A 15933-nucleotide genomic window follows, 5' to 3' on the forward strand; every position below is an offset into this window, starting at 1 on the left:
TGTCTGTTTACGTGAGTTTCTGTTCCAGAAATAATTCCCGCGGCCGGGCAAAATGCGTCAGCAGCTCGGGGGATAAATAGAAGGCGGCAGGATCATCGTCAATCAGCCGCGTCACCTGCGATCGGTGAGCCGCGATAGCCTGGTCGCGCTGGGCCATGACCGTATCAATGGCTACCCGCCAGCCAGTCACCTCATCCTCCCGCGGCATATCGGCACCATCACCCAGTTCCCAGAGCCAGATCAGGTATTCCAGCACGCGGGGTGGATTTGATACCCGCGTAACGGCTTCATGCACGAGTTGCCAGGACGCCCGGTGGTCGGGATGGGGGTCACGTCGCCAGGGAACCAGGATGGTATCGGGTTTCTGGTGGGCCAGCAGCCGGGTTACGTACTGCACCGTATCCTCGAAACCGGGCTGGTCGGGTGTCAGCACCTGCCGATCTTTCTGGCGCATGAACGTCGCGTTCGCTTCCGGTACCCCCAGGATGTGCAGAGCCGCCAGGGCCTCGGTCTCGCGCAGGTCGCGCAGGCGGTCGGCGGGGTAACTCGGTGAGTTGGGGTGCGACAACGTCCCATCGCTCACGAACAGGACGTACACCGGCAGATCCAGTTGCCGCAGCCGGGCAATCGTGCCCCCGCACCCCAGCGATTCATCGTCGGGGTGCGGAGCTACCACCAGGGTCGTGCCCAGGCTGCGCAGATTTGTCAGCGGCTGGGCCAGGTCTTCAATAGCCTGGGCTTTCTCAACGCCAGAGGTCATGGGCAGGCAGGGAATTGGTTAATACATACTGGCCAATGTCAACCAGCGTAGCGTCGGGGGCGGGCTGCCGCAGGTACATGGTCAGATCCCGGTGGATACGCTCGAACGCCTGGGGACGCAGCAGCCCGCGAGCACCCACGCAGCGTTCAGCGAGGGGCATCACCCGCAGGCAGATTTCTTCGATGGCGGTTCGGGTCATGTTGGCGTAGGCCACAACGGTTGTCCAGTCCGCCCCTTCGGCCAGCCAGGCATCCGTTTTCTCCCCCGCCGAGCGAAGCCACTGGTTACCGGATTCGATCAGATACGCCATTTCGGCCAGGCGGGTTCGCTGCAGCACGTCGTCGGTGCGCCCCATACTCATTAGAAACTGGCGGGTGGCTTCGTAGATCGCTTCGGCACCCCCTAACTGCACGGCCGCAAACCGGATGGCGCCCCCGCTGAAATAAGGCTGCCGCAGGTACTCGCCCGGATGCCCCAGTAAATCAGTCTCCGAGAGTTCGACGTCCGTAAAGTCCATTTTGAAACTGGCCGATGCCCGCATCCCCAGCGGTTTCCAGAACTGATCGTCCTGCCTGATGGGAAGTACCCGTTCGGTGGGCACGATGGCCATTTGCCAGCCCCGCCGGTTTTCGGTCTGAATCTCGCCCGTAATGAGTGGGCGTTCAATCCAGCCCGCCCCCGAACAGAACGTTTTCGAGCCACGAAGCCGGTAGTGGCCCGCGTCCGTCCGATCAATTCCGATACCGTCCCCCGCCTGGGTATTCCACACGCTGAACAGGTGGTGATGCGCCCGTACCTCCGTGTACCAACGCGCCCGCTGGTCGGGACTGGCATACAGATGAATCAGGTATAAGGCGTTGATGTGCCCTTCGTACACGCGGCCAACCGCCAGGTTTGCCCCGCCGATCCGCTTCAGCAATTTCAGCAGCTGGGGCGTCGTTGGCCTTGCAAAGTCCAGCGGTCCGCCGGGTAACGTAACGGCCAGCAGGCCAGCGCCAGCCAGTTCGGCAAACGCATTGACCGGAAAATCGCCTTCTACGTCCGTTTCGGGAGCCAGTTCGGCAATCCGGCGCAGGAGCGTATCGAAGGCTGGTCCCTGCAGGGAAATACTTGCCGACGAGAAAGTGGGATCAGACGGGAGAATCGGGGAAGGTGGGGTAAAATACGGGTCCATATCGATACAAGCCGGGAACCCTGTCGATTGTTTGCGAACCGATTCGTCCGGTTAGCTTCCGGTTCAGCGGTTGATATACTGCACTGTGCAGTTGCCGTCTGCAAGCGTCAGTTTGGTAACAGCACCATAATCGAGATTCAATCGATAGGCATTGGCCAGGGGCAGTTCCAGCAGGATAGCCAGCAACGCCCGGATAACACCTCCGTGCGCCACAACCAGCACCGACTGTCCCGTATGCGTTTTTTCCAGCGGCAGCACCTGCTCCTCCCAGAACGCCCGCACCCGCCCGGCCAGATCCGTAAAATTCTCGCCGTTGGGCGCGGCTACCGACACGAAATCCGCCATCCAGCTGTCGAGTTGCGCACGATCCATAGCGTCCCACGGCTTCATCTCCCAATCGCCGAAGAAATACTCCTTGAGCCGGTCATCATAACGAACCACCGATGGCGAATCGACGCCCGGCGTGGATTCGCCCGTCGATTCCATGCCGGGCTTATCTACTAGTCGAGTCTGCCCCGGAGCTACCTCGATCTGACTACCCATCAGCGTCTTTGCCAGGTCCTCTGCCAGTTGCCGGCACCGGCTTAACGGAGACGAAAATACGACCGCCGGATTTTCCGGCAAATGCCGCAGCAGGTGATCCCGCTGCTCGTCGTACGTATCAGCGAGGGGCACATCTGTCTGCCCGTAGGCAACACCCCGTTCAACAGCAACTTCCGTATGGCGGATTAGGTAGATGGTCATAAAAAAGGGAGGAAAGGGACGAGGGGGAGGAAGGGGACGAAAGGGAAGGAGAGCTGGACGGAGGAAAGGAAAAAGGAACAGGAAAGCATACTACGTCCTTATGAATATATAAGTCCACATACACACCTTCCTTTTCTCTCCCTCGTCCCTTTCCTCCCCTTCCTCCTTAAACCGACACCCACAACAACGATACAAATGATAAATACAGAATGACTTCGGTGAGTTGCTGGGTGGCGCCCAGGCAGTCGCCGGTGTAACCACCGATCCATTTATTGAAAAACCAGATCAGGCGCCAGCGAACCAGCCACAGAGGAATCAGAAAAGTCAGGTAAATCCAGAGTTCGGTGTAAATAACCAGGGCTACCAGAGGAGCCAGCCCCAGGATGGTAGCTGCCAGTAACTGGCCAGTGGTGAGTCCCTGGGCAACGGGTTTCGCCTTGCTATCTTCGGCGTCTTCGCGGGCGTAGGGCAGCGCCCGGATCACCGTTACGGCCATGAGCCGACTGACACTATGCGCCGATACGTATTTCAGGGCAACGCCCCAGCCGAACGCTTCTACCGACAGCAGCGCCTGCAGGGCAAAAAACTTGACCGCCAGCAGCAACCCCAGCCCGACCAGGCCATACGTCCCCAGCCGACTATCTTTCATAATAGTCAGGATCTTCTGTTTGGTCCAGCCCCCCCCGAAGCCGTCGCAGACGTCCGCAAAGCCGTCCTCATGAAATGCCCCCGTGATCCAGATCGTCGCGATCATGCTGAACAGTATGGGCAAAAACTGGGGCGGAAACAACACCGTACCCAGCCAGTACGTACCAATTCCCACCGCGCCCACCAGCCAGCCAATGACCGGCAGAAACAACGTAGCGCGGTTCAGCGCATCGGGCGCGTGGTCAATTCCTTTCGGAACCGGCAGCCGCGTATAAAATAGCAAAGCCGTAAAAAACAAACGCATAGGCAGTTATTCACTCATTCGCAATTCACTTAGTAAAGAACGTCCATCGTGGCCATCTCGTTGAGCATGTTCACGGCGGCCTGCACCAGCGGATAGGCCAGTGCGCAGCCGGTGCCTTCGCCCAGCCGCAGATCAAGATGAAGCAGGGGTTTGGCGTTCAGGTAGTCGAGCATAAGCCGGTGACCAGCCTCGTCCGACTGGTGGCAGAAGATACAGTTCGCCCGAACGGACGGTACCAACGCCTGCGCTACCAGCAGCGCCGATGTGGCAATAAAGCCATCCACCAGAATAACCATGCCGTTCTCAGCCGCCTGAATCATGCCCCCCGCTATGGCCGCAATTTCCAGCCCACCCAAAGCCGCCAGAATGGCCATCGGATCGGTCAGGTGAACGTAGCGGTCGGCGACAGCCTGTAGGATGGTGCGCTTCTGCCGCAGGCCCGCTTCGTCCAGCCCAGTGCCCCGACCAATGCATTCCTGGAGGGGCCGATTCATGAACCGGTGCATCAACAGGGCGGCCGATGAGGTATTGCCAATACCCATTTCGCCGAAGCCAACGACGGTACAACCGCGGTACGCCACCCCATTAACCAGCGTTTTACCGGCATCCACGGCCGCAGCGCACTCGTCGGCCGTCATGGCGGGTTCGTAGCGCATGTTCCGGGTACCGGGGCTGACTTTAAACTTCACAAACTCGGGCGTATTCTCGGCAAACGTACCGTCGACGCCCACATCGCACACCAGCAGGTTCAGACCATTCTGGCGGCAGAACACGTTGATGGCGGCTCCCCCCGCGATAAAATTCTGGACCATGCCGTAGGTGACGGCAGCCGGATAGGCACTGATTCCCTCGGTGGTCAGGCCGTGATCACCGGCGAAAACCAGCAGGTGGGGATTATCTAAAACGGGCGTTTCAGTTTGCTGGATCAGGGCAACCTGAACGGCCAGTTCTTCCAGTTGGCCCAGTGCGCCCAGTGGTTTAGTCTTTCCGTCGATACGTTGGCGGACACGCTGCTCCAGGGTGGTATCAGTACTACTCATCGTAAAAAAACTAGGCAGCAAAAATCGACAATATTACCTGTATCTACAGCCTTTTGCGAAAACTTATTCCTGCCTGTCCGCTTATCATTACCCGCAACCATTCATCAATTACAGAGACCACTCAATATATTTAGACAAGTGACTAATTATTTAGTTAGACATTTGACTAACTATTCAACTATCAGCTAATGAATACGCTGTTCAAAGCGCTCAACGATCCCACCCGACGGCAGATTCTGGACCTGCTGCGCGAGCGCGATCTTAACGCCGGAGAAATCGCGGAGCAGTTCGATATGAGCAAGCCCAGCATTTCGCACCACCTCGATCTGCTCCGGCAGGCGGGCCTGGTTGAATCCGTTAAGCAGGGGCAGTTCATTACGTACTCCCTGAACACGACCGTACTGGACGAGCTCCTGGCCTGGCTGATGAGCATCCGGCAGCCTGATACGCCCGCGCCCGTCGATACTCCATCCTCGCATTCCTAAGTCGTTACGTCGTTCATTTCTTCTCCCTTTTTCTGCTATGAAAACCTCCTCCGCCCGTGAATGGCTTATGGCTGGTTTGCTGCTGGCCCCCTACGCGTATCTGGCCCTGATCTGGACCCAGCTTCCTGATACCATCGCGACCCATTTCGACCTGCACGGCCGTCCCAACGACTGGATGGGCAAGGGCAGTGCCGCGTTGCTGATGGGTGGCCTGTCGCTGTTTCTCTACCTGCTCCTACGGTTTCTGCCCCATATCGACCCGCGCAATCAGGTGCAGACCAGCAACTACCAGAAGCTACGTCTGGTAGTCACCGGCTGTTTTTCCGGCATTACGGGCTGGCTCTGGTACGTAGCGGCCCGGCCCGCTCAGAGCGAGTCGCTGGCGGGTGTACTGCTGGCGCTGGTTGGCGTGATGATCGCCGGGATCGGCAATTACCTCACGACGGTCAAACCCAACTGGTTTGTCGGCATCCGGACACCCTGGACGCTGAGCAGTGATACGGTCTGGCGCCGGACTCACCAGCTCGGCGGCCGCCTGATGGTAGCCGGTGGATTACTGGCGGGTGCCCTCGCCCTGCTGCTCCCCGCCGAATCGCGCCTGTGGGCGTTTATAGCCGTTGTGCTGCTGACGTCGCTGGTTCCGGTGGTGTATTCCTACGTCTATTTCCGGCAGGAAAAAACCCGGTAATACAGATTTTTCTTCGACAGGGTTCCCCCTACTAACGTTGTCCCATATTTCTCAAACTCTCCCGGCTCATGTTCCTTTCCTCCTTCCCGCTACGGCGGAGCGCCCCTATCCTCCTCCTTCTTCTCTCCTGCCTGTCGGCGCTGGGACAGACCGAAGAGTCCATCCGCTACGCCATTACGCAACCCGCCAACGCCAGCCTGACGCTGGAAGGCACGCTGACCCTGCCCGACGGGGCAACTAAACCGGTACCGGTCGTGCTGCTGATTGCGGGCTCCGGCCCCACCGATCGCGACTGTAACAGCGCCACTGGACTCAAATCGGACGCGTTCAAAATGCTGGCGGATAGTCTGGCACAGCAGGGCGTTGCCGTGGCCCGCTACGACAAACGGGGTTCTGGCAAAAATCTCTTCCTGGCGGCTAACGTGCTGAAGCCACAGGAGCACCGGTTCGATTTTTACGTGAGCGACGCCATTGGGTTCATTCGGCAGTTGCAGGCCGACAAGCGATTCTCGGGCGTTTTTGTGGCGGGGCACAGCGAAGGCTCGCTGGTAGGCATGCTGGCTGCCCGTCAGACCAATGCCAACGGATTTATCTCGCTGGCGGGCGCAGGCCGTAACATTGCCGATGTTATGAAGGAACAGGGCCGACGGCTGGGGAATCCCGCCGATGTTCAGGCCGACGTCGATGCGGCTCTGGATTCGCTGAAACAGGGGTACCCGGTGCATCCCAGAAACCCACTCCTGAAAAGTCAGCTATCGCCCGCTGCGCAGCCGGGTCTGATCTCATGGATGAAATACGACCCGGCGACCGAACTGAGCGCCTACCCTAAACCAGTGCTGATCGTTCAGGGACGCAAAGATCTGCAGGTAAGCGTCGCCGACGCCGAACGGCTAAAGGCGGCCAATGCTGCTGCCCGGCTGCTCCTGTTCGATGACATGAATCATATCCTGAAAAACGTGGCCAGAACCAGCCAGACGGATAACTTTAAAACGTATAACAATCCGACCCTGCCCCTCACGCCCGGCCTGGCAACGGCTATTGCGCAGTTTGTGAAGCAGTAGGATAGACACAAGCAGAAGTGACTTTTACCTCCCCCTCCTAATTTTCTAGGAGGGGGTCGGGGGTGGTAACCAGCGGAAAAAGAGAATACAAGGACTGCAGGTTATCCGAATGACAAAACTACTAGCTAGGCCAACTCCTTTCTTACCCGTTCGAGCAGGGTTTTGGTGGTCTTGATGCCCTCGGCCACCGGGAGGTAGCCGCTTTCAGGGCTGTACATGTTCATCAGGCCGCCTTCGTATTCGATGCCGACATAACCCGTGAAACCGGCGTCTTTGATGATCTTGAACATTTTCCGGAAATCCGTTTCGGTTTCGTTGCCCTGCGCGTCGAACTTGTGGGTCTTGGCGCTGATGCCTTTAGCGTAGGGCATCATCTTTCGCACCCCCTCGTAGCGGTCGTACTCCTTCAGGCAGCGGGTACTCATGATTCCTTTGATGTCCTGCGTTTCGGGTTTGCTGCGCTGCTGGCAGAAGTTACCGAAATCGGGCAGCAGCCCCGCATTGGGCATGTTAACCGCTTTCAGAACGCCCACCAGCCAGTCGATGTCGGTGGAGTTGCCGAAATGGTTTTCGACGATTACGTTCAGTTTGTGGTTGGTGGCATATTCTAGTAGTTTATGGTAGCCATCGGCCGCGGCTTTGGCGGCCTCCTCAGCGGGGTCGTCGGGCGTACCCGACATGGCTTTGGACGTATCACCCAGATTAACCCGGATGGCCCCGCAACCCAGCGCGGTAGCCGCGTCCAGCCAGGGCCGGTGTGCTTCCACCGCCTGTTTGCGCTTACCGGCATCCAGATCGGCCAGGTTCGCGCCGTCCACCATGATCAGGTTATTTTTCATGCCCAGATCATCGACGCGCTGTTTCAGCTCCTTCAGGTAGGCCGGATCGGTGTGCTTGTCGTTGAAGAACATGGATACGTACTCAAGTACGTTGACGCCAAAGTCTTTTTTGGCGCGGGCCGGAAAATCCAGGTTGCTCATCTTCCCGGACATGATCTCGGGAAAGAACGAGAATTCGGCCAGCGAAATTTCAAACGTAAACGGTTTGATGGCTGGCTCGGCAAGGGTTTCGGTTGGTAACATGGGCGACAGGCTAAGCCCGGCAGCGACCAGGCCAAGCTGGTTCAGAAACTGACGACGGGATGGGTTCATAGGTTATATATAAGGAAACGCGCGCACGCGCCTGTAACCTACGAAATCACCCGCCGACTCGCAAACATCCCCTTCTTTTTCGCAGTTTCGGGCCTAGTTTTCTCAACCCAGCGGTACGGAGACTGGCGGAGAATGACGATGTAATCGCCGTTCTCATTTCGATTTCATCGACTGGGTGTAAAGAACGGCAAGGCTTCGCCCCTGCCCTTCGCTCCCAGCCCCTTGCCAATCCAATACGTCTATCGTCTTTCTTCTCAGGTCTATCTGTGAAGTACAGCCCCTGCCCTTCGCCCCCAGCCCCACACCAATCCAATACGTCTATCGTCTTACGTCTTTCTTCTCAGGTCTATTTATGAGGTACAGCCCCTACCCTTCGCCCCCAACCCCACGCCCGCCCCTAATTGGCAGAGTAGTAATTCAGATACGTAATGAGCCGCTCAAACTGCTGCTGCTCGTGGGGATTCTGCGTCTGCTGCCAGAACAGATGCCGGTACCCTTCCATCAGCCCGCTCCAGTGGGGATTATGGTTCAGTTGTGCCGTAATGAGTCCTTTATAGCAGCGGTGCGTCTGATTGTACACGTACGGACTGGCCTGGTGAATATCCCGGTTGAGCAGCGAATCGACCCCGGCCAGCGTATTAGTCGTTGCCAGAAAATCAAACCCGCTGGTCAGAAAAAACTGTTCAATCTGCCGACACGCCCGTACCAGTTCCTCACCGGAGTGAATGGTGTACCGAAAAAAAGGAGCGCCGGTGAACTTACCGATCGACAGCAGCAAGGTATTGGCTTCGGCCTGGTAATCGAGCGGATTATGCAGAAACTGCTGGGCGATCTGCTCAACCTGCTCGTTCCGGCAGCCGAAGTTCACGTCCAGAATAGTTTCGGGGCCGTAGAACGTGGGCGAGAGAATGATGTTCTGAAAGCCCGTGTCGACCTGACGGCGGAACTGTTTCCGCTGGGGCAGCAGGACGAACTGGTGCTGACCAAAGAACGGCATCAGTTGTCGGTACAGCTCGGTTTCAAACGAAAGGGTTGCCATACGTATAGGGAGAAAAGAGGAACGTTGATGACTAGTTATTCTGTGATCAGCGGGATCACCTGAACCACCACGGACCGGTTGACTGCGCCGGGCAGGCCACTTCACTCATTGGCCCCCGCGGTTCGTTTGGTCTGGTATCTGGTTACGTAACCACGTGTTCACTAATAAGTTTATACTATTTAACCAAAAAGTACCAGATTATTACTTTCTACTGATGAACTAAATGCCATCTGATGAAGTTATATTGAACACGCCCGAATGGGAGTGTCAATCTGGGGACGACCGGAATTGACAGCTTGCAGAGGTCGCGGGTAAGCATGCCGGGAGTTGATGGTATTTCCCGTCCAAACAAATCATCAAAACAATAACTGGCGAATATAACTACGCCATGGCTGCCTAATCCGGAGGATTAAGCACTAGCCATCGTCCCCCCGGCCTACGTGCTGCTGGCTGGATCAGGGGGCGTCGACACGCAGCGCTGGCTCGGTTTATGGTGTTAACGGCTGAGTAAGACACAAGCACCTACGGATGAGGGTCGGTCTGACGCGAACCTGCCTGATTCCCGACAATTCCAATCGCGGCTAAGCATGTAGAAGGCACGACGAGTTCCTTGACTGGACGAGAGTTCGAATCTCTCCGTCTCCACAAAAACCCCGAAATTTCTTGGATTTCGGGGTTTTTTATGTTCGTAGAGTACCTGTCCTTGCAACATTCTTGAATGAATAGTTTATCGGTAGCATACTATAAACTCATTTTACATTACTCATTTATCGAATAAGCTTTAATTTAACACTCATATGAAATACTAGGGGGTACATCTTTAGATCGTCACAAAATCACTAAATAAAAGCTGAATGATACGAATTTTATATGACGAACACGGAGGTTATCACCAAGATTTGTTCGTCAAGATTGAAGAACGCCCCTCACGCGTACTGATAGCTGATTCCACTTGGCTAGGTAGCTTTTTTTATCCTCTTGATGAAGATGAAAGTACATTGTTGCTAGATGAGGAGCAACGCTTGATAGAGGAAAGGAAAGACATTTCCCGGTTAATCAATCTGTGGATCAGTCTCTTAACTTCCGAACAGGCCACCTGTTACTTACCGGTTGACTTAGGAGACCAAAGCAGCTCAGCACTCCAAATTACAAAAGCCAAAAAGCTTTATCAGGTTAGGGAAGTATACACCGAAGACATTGTCGATGGAACGCCAGAAGCCTATTTTTTGGCTAACCAGTCTGCTGTTAATTGGAAGACAAGCGATAATTATGAATGGAAAATCTCACAGAAAGCGATACTAACTGGATTAAACTGGAGCCTAGCCCGATTAGAACTACCGATTGTCCCTCTGATTTACGATTAGCTTGCTTGTTTTTATGAACGGCAAGTAGTCCACAACTTGAGGTACACGGCATATACACAAGCAACTAAATAACTAATAACCAAGTATTTAAATAAAAAGGTAGAGCTCTCTGTCTCCATAAGAATCCCAAAAACAGTTTGTTTTCGGAGCTTTTTATGCCTCTGACGTGGTACCTCTGTAGAAGTAATAAGCTGACGAAACACTCGAGTGTATATTTGCACCTTCTCTAAACGTAAAGCGGTACGGGTGACGATTCTGCAACTTACTTAGTTTTGATCAGTCTTATATTCGCTAGTTTGAGCGGGCATTTTGGAGTTATAATCAAGATTCATTGCAGATTTTTACACGTAATTGGCACTTCCAAATACGCCAATCGACATCTTGGCCTTCGCCGATTCTTCGGCCGATGCCCGTTTAGCCCCTACCAGCTTCTCCAGCATCTTCACCGTCGACTGCTGCTGGCGTATCAGTGCTGCATATCCATAGACACAAAAAAACCGGCGCGGGGCCGGTTTTGGAAGGACATCAGAAAACTATGCCTTGAAATTCTTAATAACTGTAAGATGCGTAGTTAGTATTTTCCTGAAAGCCTTTTTTAAAGAAGTTGGATTTTTAGGAGCTGGCGCTCCATTCTCGTAGACAATTACTTCAGCATGAGCGTAATTACATTCTTTGGGGTCATGTTCCACAACAAAAGTAAAAACTCTTTCTCCTGAATCATTTACCTCTATTGTGAATTTACTGTCTTCGTGACGAAGGTCTTCAACACTTAATGAAAGGATACCATTATCTGGAAAGTGATTACCTTCATCGTCATACAATACATCTTCTGGACTTTCGCAAAGAGATGATCTATTATACGAGTCATTTTCCAGCTTGAATAGTGAAGAAGATGCTTTCGAATCATCTTTTAACCATTCTTCCTTGTTACCTTCAATTCGGAAACGCCGATATAAATCTTCTTCGTTTTTAACTTCTGTTACCTCTCTACCGCCAGTGTGTAGATGCGTAGGTATACCAAGTGCCGTACATCTATCTTCGTTAACCGACATGCAGTTTTAAGCTAACTTTTCAACTATTTTATTATAAAAAGTATTATGGTCTAGGTCCCAAGCTGAAATTTTTCTGCCGTTTTTTATCAAAAGCACAATTTCGCCATTTACCAAAAACTCAATCGAATATTCGATTGAGTTTTTGGTAAACTCTATCATTAAATCGCCCTCATCTGATCTATTTATAAAATCAGCAACAATACCTCGATCACTTAAGAGCCGAATTGTTTCCCAAGGCAATAAAGAAATTTCGTCAGGTAAATCTTGTTTGATAACGTTTGAGAGTCGTCTATTTTGATCTCTCAATTGTCTTTCCATTGCTTCTATTCTAAGAGCAGCATGATCAAAGTTTTCATAAGTACCGTTAGTGATTTGAGACAAATCGTTACGGATTCTACTTGCTTGTACACTCGGTGTACCTATGGTTGCGGATGAAAATCCCACAATCAACAAAGCTACTTTTACAGCTTCGTTTTTATTTTGCTGGCGCTTTACAGCAGCCAGAGCAGGTTTTATTTCAAGCGTTTCCATAATTAACATTATTTAAGAGTGGCTTCAACAGCTTCGTCGTACTGCCTTAGTTTATCGTCGAGCCAAGCACGCATTTCTCTTGCAGTATCCATATCCATTATCACTCCGAAATGGAACTCTCTTACTGCACCGTTTTTTCCCTCCCTATCTACTTCCTTCATTTCCACTTTATCCTGATCCTGTTGGTTCGCAACGTAGGATATTTTAGTAGGGATGGGAATACGCTCACTGAAAAAGTCAATGTTCAACTGCCCTCGTGGAGTGAAACCACCAAAAACACCATTTATGTAAGCAGTTCGAAAATCACCACTTTTAATAAAGTGTATGTCAACCTTGTTTGGCTCTTGTGGCATCATAGTACAGCTGAATACTGAGCTTTAGTACAAGTATCACTTGATAAAAGTTTGCAAAACTTACTAAGTCTTTCCCGAAAGGGCGCGCAAAATTACTTTTTTCTGGTCAAAAAAGAAAGATCATGCGCTTTCATAGGTCTATAAGAACCCATTGAGGCTATTTATACTCACTTCTTACTCCTCCCTATTCCCCTGCTCCGGCTTATCCAGAATCATCTGCCGGAACGTATCGATGGCTTCCCGAAAGGCCCATGCTTGGTGCTCGGCTAGCGGATCTGTCTGTCAGTCAGATCGCGGTAGGTTGTCGGGCAGGCTCAGGTACTGCTCCAGAACCAAAGCCAGGTAAGCCGCGTCGATCTGCGCGGTGTGAAGATGAGCACGAAAGTCCGTAAACGTATCGGGTATCGATATTCCCATTAGCTGTTTTTAGTGAATGGTTAATTTGATCAAAAAAAGACCGCCCACCTGGTAAAGTGGTCAGTCGTTTCTGGATTTTTCATTACTATAGTTCTGGAACGTTTCAAAATTTTCGGATAATCAGTTCAAAACTATGTTTAGTCCTTTAACAGACAAACTTCCTCCGATTCGGAATACTAACCGCCTTCCATCGGAGCAGGCAGAATATCAGTCCCAGAAGAACAGTGCTTACTTTCTGGCGTACACGCGTAAGTCATAGCCATTTCTTTTAAGCCGGAGTGACAATCGTTTTGCGGAAATTTTACCGGATGCACCCGCCGTAGTTGGTGGGCTAAAGGAGTAGCTGGCAGCGTTTGGGTCAGGTGTCAACCTGGTTCTTACGCCATAACTGTTACCTGCTACGTGCTTTCCTGCTGGCAGAAACGTCACTTGTTCCGATAGCAAAATCTCGTGGCTATTCAGATACATAACGCGTACCGTATTAGTAGCATACCCCGCCTTGTTGATACCCGTCTTCGACCAAAGCGTATCGCCATTTACCATCTTGTAGTCGACCTGGTAGATACCTTCCAGGGGTCTGTCGGGCTCCGGCCCGTACAGCGTATAGACGTGCTTGTGCTCAGGACGGCCTCCAGCCAGCAGCGCCAGAAAAAGACAGGGAACGAGAGTACGCATACGTATTCGGTTGAGTGTGGTCTGACCGATACTGGTCAGGTAATGATACGTACCAATCAGGAAAACACCAGGAACCCGTCCGGAAAAGCTACCCAAGCCGCATGGATTTAGGAGCCTTTGTCTGGTTGTAGTCCTGAACGATCAGGCGCAGAATCTCCATATCCCGGGGACACTGCCGGGCAAATTCGTCCCAGTGGGTCAGCGTCAGTTGCTCCGGCATCTCGACCACCGCAACGATACAGTCCCAGAACGCATCCCAGCTGACACCGTACCAGTCGGGAAACTGGAGTTCGGTTTTGAACAGCTGATGCAGATCTGCTTTGGTGGTTATTCCGGTTAAATCGATGGTCATGGTGTCTTTGTATGAAACTGTCTGGTCAGGCTATAACCTTATCCAGACCGAATTGGTCAGAGAAATCAGCTGAAAGCAACTGCCGGTTTAAACCAACAGGGGTTAAATCGGGTCCGTATCACTACCTAACCGCTGTTGGGTATCAAATCCGGCGGGCAGGCTGTACCCGGTTGAACAGACACCGGACAAAACACGATCCTAAACCTTATGATTATGAAAAACGTCGTTGCAGGCTGGGTATTCCTGACGCTACTCGGGTTGGTCGCCCGCGCTAACGCCCAACCCAGTCAGGTACGTACCATTTCGGGAACGGTCACCGAAGAGACCACCCAGACCCCGCTGCCGGGTGTCGTCGTGGTCATCAAAGGCACGACCAACGGCACCACTACGGACCAAAAAGGATTTTATACGCTGGATGTCCCCGTCGGTACTACCCGACTGATCTTCAACCTGATCGGTTACCAACGGCAGGAAATCACCCTGGGCAAACGGCAAACGATCGACGTAACACTGATTCCCGATACCCATACCCTGAGCGAAGTCGTTGTAACGGGTTATTCGACCCAGTCCAAACGAAGTGTTGTGGGCAGCGTAGCGACATTTGGCCCTCAACCCCGCTATTACCGGCCCCAGACGAACCCCGCCACCGAAAGCTATGAGGCAACGAAGGAAACCGGTTTTCAGGATGTTCACCACCAGCCCCTCACAACCTTCTCCGCCGACGTAGACCGGGCTTCCTACAGCAACATCCGTCGGCTGCTCAACACCGGACAGCGCCCGCCCAAAGATGCCGTCCGGCTGGAAGAGATGATTAATTATTTCAACTACCAATACCCACAGCCAACCGGCGAAGCGCCCATGTCCATCACCACCGAGCTGACCGAATCTCCCTGGAATACGGGCCTGCAACTGCTGCGGGTCGGGCTGCAGGCCCGTCGCATCAACAACGACAGGCTCCCTCCGTCGAATCTGGTTTTCCTGCTGGACGTATCGGGATCGATGAACGACGCCAATAAACTCCCTCTCGTACAGGCCTCCCTGAATCTACTGGTCGATCAGCTCCGTCCCACCGACCGGGTGGCCCTTGTCGTTTACGCGGGAGCGGCCGGGCTGGTGCTGCCGCCCACGCCGGGCGATCAACCGCAACGGATCAAAGATGCCATCAACCAGCTCCGGGCGGGCGGCTCCACGGCCGGCGGAGCGGGTATCACCCTGGCCTATCAGGTCGCCAGGGATAACTTCATAAGCAACGGAAACAACCGGGTTATTCTGGCAACCGACGGTGATTTCAACGTCGGCGTTGCGGATACCGGCGAGCTGCAACGGTTGATCGAGGACGAACGTAAAACAGGTATTTTCCTGAGTGTATTGGGCTTTGGCATGGGTAATCTGAAAGATGCGAGGCTGGAAACGCTGGCCGACAAAGGCAATGGCAACTATGCCTACATCGATAATCTGCCGGAAGCCCGCAAGGTGTTCATCAATGAATTTGGCGGTACGCTGTTTACGGTGGCCAAAGACGTTAAATTACAACTGGAGTTTAACCCCGCTCACGTACAGGCTTATCGGCTGCTGGGGTACGAAAATCGCCGGTTAGCTAACGAAGATTTCAAAAACGATCAGAAAGACGCGGGCGATCTGGGGGCAGGTCACAGCGTAACGGCCCTTTACGAGCTGATTCCGACCAGCGCGAAAAGCCCGTATCTCGCCCGACCCGACTCGTTAAAATACCAGCAGCCCGTTGCGACTACGGCCGCTGTTCGATCGGGCGAACTGGTAACGCTGAAGGTCCGTTATAAGCAGCCCGCCGATTCGGTTAGTCAGGAGCTTCAGCACGTGGTTAAAACCCAGGCAATCCCGTTCAGTGAAGCAACGCCTGATTTCCGGTTTGCGGCTGCCGTCGCTGAATTTGGCCTGCTGCTCGGCGAGTCCGCCTATAAAGGATCGGCCCGGTATGGGCAGGTCGTTAAACTGGCAAAAGGGGCGCTCACGAACGATTCGGAAGGGTATCGCAGCGAGTTTGTGCGCCTGGTCAAAACAGCATCCGGGCTGGTATCGTCAGGCGAGGTGGTTGACGAAGAAGGCAACTGATGAG

The 15933-nt window shown here is 53.4% G+C and carries 18 protein-coding genes and 1 other RNA gene; 6 read left to right on the plus strand and 13 right to left on the minus strand.

The window, feature by feature from the left end; translation table 11 throughout:
- Window positions 1-7: 7 nt before the first annotated feature.
- The 5 genes from HU175_RS15585 to cobT all read right to left on the minus strand — a co-directional run bounded on the left by HU175_RS15585 (window position 8) and on the right by cobT (window position 4670).
- Entirely contained in the window at window positions 8-760 is a 753-nt protein-coding gene (locus HU175_RS15585) for a PIG-L deacetylase family protein (RefSeq protein ID WP_176567471.1), read from the minus strand.
- Window positions 744-1934 (minus strand): acyl-CoA dehydrogenase family protein, encoded by a 1191-nt coding sequence (locus tag HU175_RS15590; RefSeq protein WP_176567472.1) that lies wholly within the window; start codon window positions 1932-1934, stop codon window positions 744-746. Before HU175_RS15590 ends, HU175_RS15585 begins: the two co-directional genes overlap by 17 nt.
- Window positions 1935-1997: 63 nt before the next feature.
- Complete coding sequence (gene cobC, locus HU175_RS15595) at window positions 1998-2678, minus strand: alpha-ribazole phosphatase family protein (protein ID WP_176567473.1); 681 nt, start codon at window positions 2676-2678, stop codon at window positions 1998-2000.
- Window positions 2679-2844: 166 nt separating this feature from the next.
- Window positions 2845-3630, minus strand: coding sequence for an adenosylcobinamide-GDP ribazoletransferase (locus tag HU175_RS15600; protein WP_176567474.1), 786 nt, complete (start codon window positions 3628-3630; stop codon window positions 2845-2847).
- 29 nt (window positions 3631-3659) lie between these two features.
- Window positions 3660-4670 carry a nicotinate-nucleotide--dimethylbenzimidazole phosphoribosyltransferase gene (gene cobT, locus HU175_RS15605; RefSeq protein WP_176567475.1) on the minus strand — a complete coding sequence of 337 codons (1011 nt, stop codon included), beginning with the start codon at window positions 4668-4670 and terminating at the stop codon, window positions 3660-3662.
- Between the two features lie 188 nt (window positions 4671-4858).
- Between cobT and HU175_RS15610 the strand changes: the two genes are divergently transcribed.
- The 3 genes from HU175_RS15610 to HU175_RS15620 all read left to right on the plus strand — a co-directional run bounded on the left by HU175_RS15610 (window position 4859) and on the right by HU175_RS15620 (window position 6904).
- Window positions 4859-5155: an autorepressor SdpR family transcription factor gene (locus HU175_RS15610; RefSeq protein ID WP_176567476.1), complete on the plus strand. Its 297-nt coding sequence runs from the start codon at window positions 4859-4861 to the stop codon at window positions 5153-5155.
- A 37-nt stretch (window positions 5156-5192) separates the two neighbouring features.
- Entirely contained in the window at window positions 5193-5843 is a 651-nt protein-coding gene (locus HU175_RS15615) for an SdpI family protein (protein ID WP_176567477.1), read from the plus strand.
- Between the two features lie 68 nt (window positions 5844-5911).
- On the plus strand, window positions 5912-6904 hold the full coding sequence (locus HU175_RS15620) for an alpha/beta hydrolase family protein (protein ID WP_176567478.1): 993 nt from the start codon (window positions 5912-5914) through the stop codon (window positions 6902-6904).
- A 125-nt stretch (window positions 6905-7029) separates the two neighbouring features.
- Here HU175_RS15620 and HU175_RS15625 read toward each other — a convergent pair whose 3' ends face one another.
- Both HU175_RS15625 and HU175_RS15630 read right to left on the minus strand, forming a co-directional pair.
- A complete protein-coding gene (locus HU175_RS15625; RefSeq protein ID WP_176567479.1) occupies window positions 7030-8055 on the minus strand; it encodes a sugar phosphate isomerase/epimerase family protein in 1026 nt (341 codons plus the stop codon).
- Between the two features lie 397 nt (window positions 8056-8452).
- Window positions 8453-9094: a hypothetical protein gene (locus HU175_RS15630; protein ID WP_176567480.1), complete on the minus strand. Its 642-nt coding sequence runs from the start codon at window positions 9092-9094 to the stop codon at window positions 8453-8455.
- A gap of 274 nt (window positions 9095-9368) precedes the next feature.
- Between HU175_RS15630 and ssrA the strand changes: the two genes are divergently transcribed.
- Window positions 9369-9742: a transfer-messenger RNA gene (gene ssrA, locus HU175_RS15635) on the plus strand.
- A 206-nt stretch (window positions 9743-9948) separates the two neighbouring features.
- A complete protein-coding gene (locus HU175_RS15640) occupies window positions 9949-10458 on the plus strand; it encodes a hypothetical protein (protein ID WP_176567481.1) in 510 nt (169 codons plus the stop codon).
- Between the two features lie 533 nt (window positions 10459-10991).
- On the opposite strand, the gene HU175_RS15645 is transcribed toward HU175_RS15640, so the two are convergent.
- The 6 genes from HU175_RS15645 to HU175_RS15670 all read right to left on the minus strand — a co-directional run bounded on the left by HU175_RS15645 (window position 10992) and on the right by HU175_RS15670 (window position 13838).
- Window positions 10992-11510 (minus strand): hypothetical protein, encoded by a 519-nt coding sequence (locus HU175_RS15645; RefSeq protein ID WP_176567482.1) that lies wholly within the window; start codon window positions 11508-11510, stop codon window positions 10992-10994.
- Window positions 11511-11516: 6 nt separating this feature from the next.
- Window positions 11517-12041, minus strand: coding sequence for a hypothetical protein (locus HU175_RS15650; RefSeq protein WP_176567483.1), 525 nt, complete (start codon window positions 12039-12041; stop codon window positions 11517-11519).
- Window positions 12042-12049: 8 nt separating this feature from the next.
- Window positions 12050-12397, minus strand: coding sequence for a hypothetical protein (locus HU175_RS15655; protein WP_176567484.1), 348 nt, complete (start codon window positions 12395-12397; stop codon window positions 12050-12052).
- Between the two features lie 279 nt (window positions 12398-12676).
- On the minus strand, window positions 12677-12811 hold the full coding sequence (locus HU175_RS24965; RefSeq protein ID WP_255433006.1) for a hypothetical protein: 135 nt from the start codon (window positions 12809-12811) through the stop codon (window positions 12677-12679).
- Between the two features lie 228 nt (window positions 12812-13039).
- Window positions 13040-13582 (minus strand): hypothetical protein, encoded by a 543-nt coding sequence (locus tag HU175_RS15665; RefSeq protein WP_176567485.1) that lies wholly within the window; start codon window positions 13580-13582, stop codon window positions 13040-13042.
- Window positions 13575-13838, minus strand: a complete 264-nt coding sequence (locus HU175_RS15670; protein WP_176567486.1) for a barstar family protein — start codon at window positions 13836-13838, stop codon at window positions 13575-13577. The genes HU175_RS15665 and HU175_RS15670 overlap by 8 nt, the downstream gene beginning before the upstream one ends.
- Before the next feature lie 213 nt (window positions 13839-14051).
- Between HU175_RS15670 and HU175_RS15675 the strand changes: the two genes are divergently transcribed.
- On the plus strand, window positions 14052-15929 hold the full coding sequence (locus HU175_RS15675) for a vWA domain-containing protein (protein ID WP_176567487.1): 1878 nt from the start codon (window positions 14052-14054) through the stop codon (window positions 15927-15929).
- Window positions 15930-15933 lie beyond the last annotated feature (4 nt).

Origin of the sequence: Spirosoma sp. KUDC1026 (genome assembly GCF_013375035.1) — a bacterium.
Classification (GTDB): Bacteria; Bacteroidota; Bacteroidia; order Cytophagales; family Spirosomataceae; genus Spirosoma.